Annotated in this window: 9 protein-coding genes and 1 pseudogene; 4 read left to right on the top strand and 6 right to left on the bottom strand. The window is 65.6% G+C overall.

All coding sequences use genetic code 11. The features are described 5' to 3' along the window. Positions 1-61: 61 nt before the first annotated feature. Both ACN0SE_RS06430 and ACN0SE_RS06435 read left to right on the top strand, forming a co-directional pair. Positions 62-724 carry a TetR/AcrR family transcriptional regulator gene (locus tag ACN0SE_RS06430; RefSeq protein WP_417523672.1) on the top strand — a complete coding sequence of 221 codons (663 nt, stop codon included), beginning with the start codon at positions 62-64 and terminating at the stop codon, positions 722-724. Positions 725-790: 66 nt separating this feature from the next. After that, positions 791-1,429 carry a glutathione S-transferase family protein gene (locus ACN0SE_RS06435; protein WP_417523673.1) on the top strand — a complete coding sequence of 213 codons (639 nt, stop codon included), beginning with the start codon at positions 791-793 and terminating at the stop codon, positions 1,427-1,429. A 23-nt stretch (positions 1,430-1,452) separates the two neighbouring features. Here the strand turns inward: ACN0SE_RS06435 and ACN0SE_RS06440 are convergent, their stop codons facing one another. The 6 genes from ACN0SE_RS06440 to ACN0SE_RS06465 are packed head-to-tail and all read right to left on the bottom strand — an operon-like array spanning position 1,453 to position 6,869. Beyond that, entirely contained in the window at positions 1,453-2,226 is a 774-nt protein-coding gene (locus tag ACN0SE_RS06440) for a LamB/YcsF family protein (protein ID WP_417523674.1), read from the bottom strand. Positions 2,227-2,228: 2 nt separating this feature from the next. Further along, positions 2,229-3,254: a biotin-dependent carboxyltransferase family protein gene (locus tag ACN0SE_RS06445; protein ID WP_417523675.1), complete on the bottom strand. Its 1,026-nt coding sequence runs from the start codon at positions 3,252-3,254 to the stop codon at positions 2,229-2,231. Further along, positions 3,251-3,991, bottom strand: coding sequence for a 5-oxoprolinase subunit B family protein (locus tag ACN0SE_RS06450; RefSeq protein WP_417523676.1), 741 nt, complete (start codon positions 3,989-3,991; stop codon positions 3,251-3,253). Before ACN0SE_RS06450 ends, ACN0SE_RS06445 begins: the two co-directional genes overlap by 4 nt. Further along, on the bottom strand, positions 3,988-5,283 hold the full coding sequence (locus ACN0SE_RS06455) for a TRAP transporter large permease (RefSeq protein WP_417523677.1): 1,296 nt from the start codon (positions 5,281-5,283) through the stop codon (positions 3,988-3,990). Before ACN0SE_RS06455 ends, ACN0SE_RS06450 begins: the two co-directional genes overlap by 4 nt. 11 nt (positions 5,284-5,294) lie before the next feature. Further along, a complete protein-coding gene (locus ACN0SE_RS06460; protein ID WP_417523678.1) occupies positions 5,295-5,843 on the bottom strand; it encodes a TRAP transporter small permease in 549 nt (182 codons plus the stop codon). Positions 5,844-5,897: 54 nt separating this feature from the next. Then, on the bottom strand, positions 5,898-6,869 hold the full coding sequence (locus ACN0SE_RS06465; RefSeq protein ID WP_417523679.1) for a TRAP transporter substrate-binding protein: 972 nt from the start codon (positions 6,867-6,869) through the stop codon (positions 5,898-5,900). Between the two features lie 236 nt (positions 6,870-7,105). On the opposite strand from ACN0SE_RS06465, the gene ACN0SE_RS06470 reads away from it, so the two are divergent. Both ACN0SE_RS06470 and ACN0SE_RS06475 read left to right on the top strand, forming a co-directional pair. Next, positions 7,106-7,627 carry a winged helix DNA-binding protein gene (locus ACN0SE_RS06470; RefSeq protein ID WP_417523680.1) on the top strand — a complete coding sequence of 174 codons (522 nt, stop codon included), beginning with the start codon at positions 7,106-7,108 and terminating at the stop codon, positions 7,625-7,627. A 714-nt stretch (positions 7,628-8,341) separates the two neighbouring features. Then, a pseudogene (locus ACN0SE_RS06475) lies at positions 8,342-8,491 on the top strand (IS1595 family transposase); the annotation flags it as partial. Positions 8,492-8,566: the final 75 nt, after the last annotated feature.

Below are 8,566 nucleotides of genomic sequence, written 5' to 3' on the forward strand. Positions count from 1 at the left end.
ACTGCAAGCACGGAATAGGCTCTTTTAGGGAGCAGAGTTCATTGTTTCCAGCGGAGTTCCCGTGGCCATACAGAAGCAGACACATGCCGCCGAGAAAGAGGCCGCGCCCCGGCGTCGCCTGTCGCCAGAGGCCCGGCGGGACGAGATCGTGCAGGCGGCGGTGACCCTGTTTGCCGAAACCGGCTTTGACGGCAGCACCCGCGACGTGGCGCGCGGGGCGGGGATCACCCAGCCGCTGCTCTATCGCTACTTTCCCAGCAAGGAGAGCCTGATCGAGGCGGTTTATGCGCGGGTCTTCCTCGAAAGCTGGGACCCGGCCTGGGACGAGATGCTGGCCGATGGCAGCCTGCCGGTGCTGACGCGGTTCCAGACCTTCTACGAGAGCTATACCGAGACGGTCTTTCAGCCGGTCTGGCTGCGGCTGTGGCATTTCGCGTCGCTGCGCGATGCCGAGGTCTATGGCTGGTACAAGGAGGTGGTGCAGGAGCAGATCCTCAAGCCGCTGGTGCGCGAACGCCGGACCGAGCTGGGGGTGGAGCAGGGCTTTCAGGTCTCGGCCACCGAGCTGGAAGCGCCCTGGCTGCTGCATGGCGGTTTGCTGAACTACGGGTTGCGTACGCAGGTCACCGGGCAGGAGGATACCGCGGCCCGCGCCGGGGTGATCCGTCAGGCGCTGGAGATGTACATGCTGCTCAGTGCGAACAGGGTATCTCACGACACTTAGGACTTTACCGGCGGGGCCGACCGATCTGAACTGGCCCCACCGCTACGGCATCACGAAGGACGCGACATGATCGACCTCTATACCTGGACCACCCCGAACGGGCGCAAGGTCTCCATCCTGCTGGAAGAACTGGGCGTGCCCTACACGGCGCATGCGATCGACATCACCAAGGACGAGCAATTCGCCCCCGATTTCCTGAAGATCGCGCCCAACAACCGCATTCCCGCCATCGTCGACCGGGACAACGGATTGCAGCTGATGGAGAGCGGGGCGATCATGCTCTACCTCGCGCAGAAGCATGACCGGTTTCTGGTGAAGGGCGAGGAATACTGGCGCATGATCGAATGGCTGATGTGGCAGATGGGCGGGCTGGGCCCGATGCTGGGCCAGGCGCATCACTTCGTGAAATACAACCGCGGCAAGGCGCCTTATGCCGAAGAGCGCTACGCCAAGGAGGCGCAGCGGCTCTACCGCGTGCTGAACACCCGGCTTGAGGGGCGCGACTACGTGGCGGGCGAGGGTGCCGGCAGCTACACGATTGCCGATATGGCGATCTGGCCCTGGGTGTCGCGGCACGAGTACCACGAGGTCGATCTGGCGGCGTTCCCGAACGTGCGCCGCTGGTACCGCAGCATTGCCGAGCGCCCCGCCGTGCAGCGCGGCTATCACGTGCCGAAATTCGTCCAGGACATTCCGGCGGGCTGACCTGCCCGCTGGCGGGCCGGGGCTCAGACCGGCGCGCCCGCGAACTTGGCCAGCGTGACACCGCTGTCCTGCAGCGCGCGGCGCACCTCGGCGGCAATATTAACCGCCGTGGGCGTGTCGCCGTGCAGGCAGATGGTGTCGATCCGGGTTTCGATGCGCTTGCCGCTCTCGGTCAGGATCGCGCCTTCGCGGACCATTTCAGCCATGCGCTTGCCCGCCTGTTCGGGGTCGTGGATCACCGCGCCGGGCAGGCTCCGGTCGACCAGCGTCGCGTCGTCGTTGTAGGCGCGGTCGGCGAAGATCTCGCAGGCGGTCTTGCAGCCCAGGGCCGATGCCGCCCGCTGCTGCGCGGTGCCGGCCAGCACCATGATGATGATGTCGGGCGCCACGTCCAGCGCCGCCTCGTAGCAGGCCCGCGCCATCGCCTCGTCTTCCGAGGACATGTTGGCCAGCGCGCCGTGCAGCTTCAGGTGCCGAACCTCGCCGCCGGCAGCCTTTGCCGTCGCCTGCGCCGCACCGACCTGGTAGCGGACGAGGTTCTGCAGCGAGGCCGGGGCGATCTTCATCCGCTGGCGGCCGAAACCGTGCAGGTCGGGAAAGCCGGGGTGGGCGCCGATGCCGACGCCTTTCTCGACCGCCGCCCGCATCGTCGCGGCCATCACGTCCCAGTCGCCGGCGTGAAAGCCGCAGGCGACATTGGCCGAGGTCACGATGTCCAGCAGCGCCAGGTCATCGCCCATCTTCCAAGGGCCGTAGCTTTCGCCCATGTCGGCGTTGAGATCGACGGACTGTGCCATGTTCATTCTCCCTGGATGTCTTCTTCGTTACCGGCCACGACGCCGCTGACCAGCGTATAGGACAGCAGGTCCCGCATCCGGTGCGGATCGCGGATCAGCGGGCGGCGGGCCTTGGTGAGTTCGGCGCGCCGTTTCGCCTCGGTGCGTTCCAGCGCCACCGCCTCGTCGAGATCGACGAAGCAGAACTGCAGCGCCGCGCCCGCCGGGGCCTGCGCCACGCGCGGCAGGTCGCAGGGCAGCACGGTGCCGATCCGGGGATAGCCGCCGGTGGTCTGGCATTCGACCATCAGCACGAAGGGCGTGCCGTCGCCGGTGATCTGGATGTCGCCGGGCAGCACGATCTCCGAGACCACGTTGCGCCCGCCCTCGATGTGATAACCGCCTTCGGACGGGTTCAGCGCCACGCCCATGCGGTTGGCGCGGGCGGCGCGGTGCAGCGGTTCGGATTGCAGGCGGTCGAGGTCGGCCTGCGTGAAAAGATGCGTCTGGAAGCTGGCGGTAAGCCGCACGGCGCCGCCGTCGAAACGGTCTTCCGGCTCCAGCAACATTCCCGTCTCGCCGCCCTTGTCAGGGCCGATCTCCAGCGTGTCGCCATCCCGCAGGAGCCGGCATATTCCGGCGGCCAGATGGGCGGACCGGGCGCCGAGGAAGCTCTCGCCTGCAAAGCCACCGCCGACATGCAGATAGCCGTAGCAGCCGCGTGTCACCGCCCCGAGGGAGAGCCGCGCGCCGGCGGGCAGCAGGTGGGAGGCGTGCCAGGCCGCGGTCTCGCCGTCGATGGTGGCGCGCATCGGCGCGCCGGTCAGGGCGATGCGGATGTCCTCGGTGGCCTCGAACTCGCCGCCCATCGCGGCCATTTCCAGCGCCGGGGTGTCGGCAGGCTGGCCCAGCAGCGCCGCGCCCTCGGCCAGCGCCAGCCGGTCCGCCGCGCCGCCACGCGACAGACCGAGGGCGAGATGACCGTCACGGCCCATGTCCTGTACCGTCATGCTGGGACCGGCGCGCACTATCCTGAGGCGCGCGCTCATCGGATCGCCTCGCAGATGGCGCCGCCCCTGGGGTCGCGGCGCATGTTTTCGAGGCTCTCGGCATCGGTGGCGGTGAACTGCACCTCATCACCGGGGCGCAGCAGGACGGGCTCGTCGGCTTCGGGTTGAAACAGGGTGATCGCGGTCTGGCCCACGTGCTGCCAGCCGGTGGGGGCGGAGACCGCAAAGAGCACGAATTGCCGGATCGCCACCACCAGCGCGCCTTCCGGCACGCGCTCGGTCAGCTGGCTCTGGCGGGGGATGTCCCAGGCCTCGGGCAGGGTGCCGAGGTAGGGCTGGCCGGGGGCAAAGCCCAGGGTCTGGACCCGCACGCGCGCCTCTGACAGCGAGGTGATGGCCTCGGCCTCGCGCATCCCCGCGGCCTCGGCCGCCTGCGCCAGCTGCGGTGCCAGCTCGGTGCCATAGACCGTGGGCACGCGCCAGAAGCGGCGGCCCTCGGGGAGCGTGGCGGCGTACCAGTCGCGGGCGTTCAACAGTGTCTCGAGCTTCGCCCGCAGGCTTCGGTGCGACAGGTGCAGCGGATCGAAGCGCAGGAAGCATGACACCAGCGTCGAGGAGGTCTCCTCGAGCCCGTCCCAGCTCTCGGCCTCGACCGCCGCGCGAAAGGCCAGGGCGGCGCGATTGGCAGGCTCGCTCAGCCGGTCGCCAAAGCTGACCAGCATGCCGTCGACACCGCCGCTGCGGATCACGGGATATTTGGTCTGGGTCTCGGTCACATCTGCTCCGGAAGGTAGGTCACGATCGAGGGGAAGATCACGATGATCACCAGCGCGAGGACCATCAGGAAGAAGAAGGGCAGGGCGGCATAGGCGACTGTCAGGATGTCCCGCCCGGTCAGCGATTGGAGCACGAAGAGGTTGAAGCCCACCGGCGGGGTGATCTGGCTCATCTCGACGACGATCACCAGGAAGATGCCGAACCACAGCGGGTCGATCCCGGCCTGCAGCACCATCGGCATGATGACCGAGGCGGTCAGCACCACGACCGAGATACCGTCGAGAAAGCAGCCCATGATGACGAAGAACACGGTCAGCGCCGCCAGCAGCGTGAAGGTCGACAGCCCCAGCCCGCCGATCCATTCGGCGAGGATGCGCGGGATGCCGGTAAAGCCCATCGCCACGGTCAGAAAGGACGCGCCCGCCAGGATGAAGGCGATCATGCAGGAGGTCACGGTGGCGCCCATCAACCCGCCGACAAAGCTCTCGCGGGTCAGCGTGCCGGAACTCCACGACAGCACCAGCGCCAGCACAACGCCCACGGCAGCGGCGTCGGTGGGCGAGGCGATGCCGGCATAGATCGAACCGATCACCCCGCCGATCAGCAGCACCACCGGAAGCAGCCGGCGCGACCGGCGCAGCTTTTCGCGGAAGCTGGCCGAGATGTCCTCCATCGGCAGCTTGTCGCGGTTGAGCAGCGCCCAGATCACCACGTAGCCGACAAAGAGCGTGACCAGCAGGATGCCGGGCAGGACGCCGGCGATGAACAGCCGCGCGATGCTCTGTTCGGTGGCGACGCCATAGACGATCAGGATGATCGACGGCGGGATCAACAGGCCCAGCGTGGCCGAACCGGCCAGCGTGCCGATCACCAGCTTCTCGGGATAGCCGCGGCGCGACAGTTCGGGGATCGAGAGCTTGCCGATGGTGGCGGCGGTGGCGGCGGAGGAGCCAGAGACCGCGGCAAAGATCCCGCAGGCAAAGACATTCACGTGCAGCAGCTGGCCGGGCAGGCGGTTCATCCAGGGCGACAGCCCGGTGAACATGTCCTCGCTGAGCCGCGAGCGGAACAGGATCTCGCCCATCCAGATGAACAGCGGCAGGGCGGCCAGAGCCCAGGAATTCGAATGGCCCCACATGGTGGTGGCCATGACCAGCCCCAGCGGCGCGTCTGAGAACAGTGCCATGGCGGCGATCCCGACACCCAGCAGCGAAAAGGCCACCCAGAGCCCGGCGCCGAGAAAGGCGAACAGCAGGACCAGCAGGATGATGGAAAGCGTGGCAACGGTCATCTGAGGGGCTCCTATTCGCTCAGCAGGCTTTCACCCTTGCCCTCCCACGAGGCCGGGCGGCCGCGCAGGAGGCCGACCAGCTCGTCGGCGAGGGCAAGGGTGAGGATGGCAAGGCCAAGGGCCACGGGAAGCTGCGGCAGCCAGAGCGGCACCGAGACCATGCCGGAGCTGCGGTCGCCGAACTCGAGCGACTCGTGCACCAGCAGGATCACATACCAAGTAGCAAAAGCGCTCATCGCCAGCGCCACCAGCACGACGGCAATCTCGAAGGCGCGATGGGTGCCCGCGGGCAGCCGCCCGATCAGCAGCGTCACCCGGATATGACCGCCGGCGCGCAGCGTGTAGGCCAGCGCGAGAAAGGTCGAGGCGGCGAGGAAGAAGCCGGTGAAATCAGCGTAGGAGGGGATGGTGAGCCCGATCCCGGCGCCGGTCGCGGCGACCGCGATCTTGTCGGCGAGGTTCAGGCAGACCTGGGCAAAGACCAGCGCCACGATGGCGAGGATGAAAAAGGCCGCGAGCCCCCCCGCCGCCTGATAGATGAAATCGAGTGTCCGCCGCATGTCTGCCCCCCAATCTGCAATGGCCGGGCGCAGGATCGCGCCCGGCCCGTGTCGTTATTGCCCGTAGGCGCTCAGCAGGGCCGCACCGGCATCGCCGGCCTCGGCCTTCCAGTTTTCGAGCATCTGCGCTCCGATCTCGCGCAAGCCAGTCATCAGCTCTTCCGAAGGCTCGACGACGGTGATGCCGTTTTCGGCCAGCACCTTGGTCTGGGCCTCGGTCTCTGCCATGCTCATTTCCCATCCGCGGGTCTCTGCGGCGGCGGCGGCTTCGAGCACGGCGGTCTGGGTGGCTTCGTCCAGGCGGCGGAAGGACCGCTTGTTGGCCACCACGACGTTCTTGGGGATCCAGGCCTGAATATCGGTGTAATGGGTCAGGAAGTCCCAGGCCTTGGAGTTCACGCCGGTCGACGGCGAGGTGATCATCGCTTCGACCCGGCCAGTGGAGAATGCCTGCGGAATGTCCGGCACTTCCACCTGCGTCGGCGCGGCGCCGGCGAGGTTGGCGAATTCTTCCAGCGTGGCGTTGTACGTGCGGAACTTCAGCCCAGCGAGGTCGTCGACGCTGGCGATCTCCTTGGTGGTATAAAGCCCCTGCGGCGGCCACGGCACGGCATAGAGCACCATCATGCCCTGCGCATCCAGCAGACCTTCGATCACGTCCTTCTGCGCCGCCCAGAGCCGCTTGGCATCGTCGTAGTTGGTGGCGAGGAAGGGCAGGCTGTCGGCACCGAAGGCCGGGTTGTCATTGGCCAGCAGCGACAGGAAGAACTCGCCGATCGGCACCTGACCGCTGCGCACGGCCTTGCTGATCTCGGGGTGCTTGAACAGCGAGGCGGCCGAATGCACCTTGATGTCGAGCCCGCCATCGGTGGCCTCGGACACGTCGTCGGCAAACTCGGTGATGTTGACGGTGTGGAAGGTGGCGTCGGGGTAGGGCGTCGGCATGTCCCATGTCTCGGCCTGAACCTGTGCCGCCAGTCCGGCTGCGACGGCGAAGGCGCCGCCCAATATGCGATGTACAGTCATTCTTGGGGTCTCCCTGCAATGTTATGCCCTCTGACACTGACGCTACGTTGACATTTTGTCAACGTTTTATAAAAGTAAGTGACAGCGGGGCCTTGGCGGGTGCCGAAGCGCGGGGCTGACCGGTGCAGACCCGATGCAAACCGACTCAGGCCGGCGCGGCCGCCATTGAGACGGGCAGAGTTTGATGGCATGATGCCGATAAAACGCCGGTGAGTTCATGACGATGAGGGCTGAAAATGACCGACCCTGACACCCAGAAACGCCGGATCGTCTCGTCCCGGCACCTTGCGGACGGCGAAGGATGGGAGCTTTCAGAGCTCGAGTTCGGCATGATCATCGCCTACAACGCCTTCTCGCGCTGGATGACCCGCTGCATGTCCGCCGCCGGTCACCCCGACCTCAGCCCGCTGGAAATCCTGATCCTGCACAACGTCAACCACCGCGCCCGCGACAAGCGGCTGTCGGACATCTGTTTCCTGCTCAACATCGAAGACAGCCACACGGTCAACTACGCCCTGCGCAAGCTGCTGAAGGCCGGGCTTCTCGATAGCGAGAAACGCGGCAAGGAGGTGTTCTACCGGACCTCCGAGGCGGGGATCGAGCTCTGCAAGGGCTACCGCGACGTGCGGCGGCAATGCCTGCTCGAGGGGCTGTCGTCGACCGATGTCTCGGGCCCTGAACTGCGCGAGATCGCCCGCACCCTGCGGGCATTGTCAGGCCACTACGATCAGGCCAGCCGCGCCGCCGCCTCGCTCTGAGGGGCGGCGCGGGGCTCCCGGTCTATAGATTGCGTTCGCTGGCCTCAAAGAAAGACAAAGTGGTGGAACAATTCAGAGCGCGCGCCATCGACTGTTGCACCGCACGCGGAAACGAAGGCAACAGGCCACGAAGTCGAAAAGAGACGGGTCCGGTAGCCATGATTGTAGAGTCAGGAAGCCCATGGGTTTCGGACGTCCGACGGGCGGCCCGGCTCTCGGTTGCGCCCATGATGGACTGGTGGGACATAATTTTTACTATTTAATTTCAGGATGTTATGGGTGTTCTTCGAGCCATGTAGCACGCTTGTAGCAAAGTTGAGCGGCCGAAAGGTCGTCTTTCGCTGCTGCATGAGATTTCAGAACCTTCATGAATACTTTGTAGCGCGACAGCAAGGGATCCTCGTCTGCGGCAACTCCGATAAGTGCTCCTGTGACAGGTTGCATTGCTTCCTCGATCGTTCATTCAGACCGCCAAATACGGCTCGCGTCGCAAGGGCATGCGGCGAGGGCGCGCACACACGACCAGTGCCTCCCGCAGGTGATTGGCGATCCGTTGTGCGCCAGCCATAAGAGACATTGGCCGAAAGCTTTCCAACCGAAGTGCAGAATTGATAGTTTTTTTGGTCAGGAACCGGAGAAATTGAGTGTGCGCCGAACGGGAGTGTCCGATCATTTTAAGAATGCGTGATCCGGTCCATGCTTCACCGAAAGCGAACAGGCAGGTTCTGGCCTTACTGCGGCAGTCTGAGTTCGGGCCCATTGCGCGGGAAGTCTGTGCGCCTTGGTCTGTCTCAGTGCGTCGAGAGGGAATGTTGCCGCCAATTTGTGGTCACCACAAAGACGCCACTTCATGCGGCAAAGCTGTGAACAGGCGTGCAATTTTGACCCCGTAACGGGGTGATCGGCGTCCAAAAATGACCCCCTTACACTGATGTGGAT

The sequence above is a fragment of the Marinovum sp. genome (genome assembly GCF_048263515.1).
Lineage (GTDB): Bacteria > Pseudomonadota > Alphaproteobacteria > Rhodobacterales > Rhodobacteraceae > Marinovum.

Excerpts from the sequence above, each read along its gene's own strand:
- ACN0SE_RS06435 (WP_417523673.1), top strand. The coding sequence starts at position 791 with ATGATCGACCTCTATACCTGGACCACCCCGAACGGGCGCAAGGTCTCC.
- ACN0SE_RS06440 (WP_417523674.1), bottom strand. The coding sequence starts at position 2,226 with ATGGCACAGTCCGTCGATCTCAACGCCGACATGGGCGAAAGCTACGGC.
- ACN0SE_RS06445 (WP_417523675.1), bottom strand. The coding sequence starts at position 3,254 with ATGAGCGCGCGCCTCAGGATAGTGCGCGCCGGTCCCAGCATGACGGTA.
- ACN0SE_RS06455 (WP_417523677.1), bottom strand. The coding sequence starts at position 5,283 with ATGACCGTTGCCACGCTTTCCATCATCCTGCTGGTCCTGCTGTTCGCC.
- ACN0SE_RS06460 (WP_417523678.1), bottom strand. The coding sequence starts at position 5,843 with ATGCGGCGGACACTCGATTTCATCTATCAGGCGGCGGGGGGGCTCGCG.
- ACN0SE_RS06465 (WP_417523679.1), bottom strand. The coding sequence starts at position 6,869 with ATGACTGTACATCGCATATTGGGCGGCGCCTTCGCCGTCGCAGCCGGA.
- ACN0SE_RS06470 (WP_417523680.1), top strand. The coding sequence starts at position 7,106 with ATGACCGACCCTGACACCCAGAAACGCCGGATCGTCTCGTCCCGGCAC.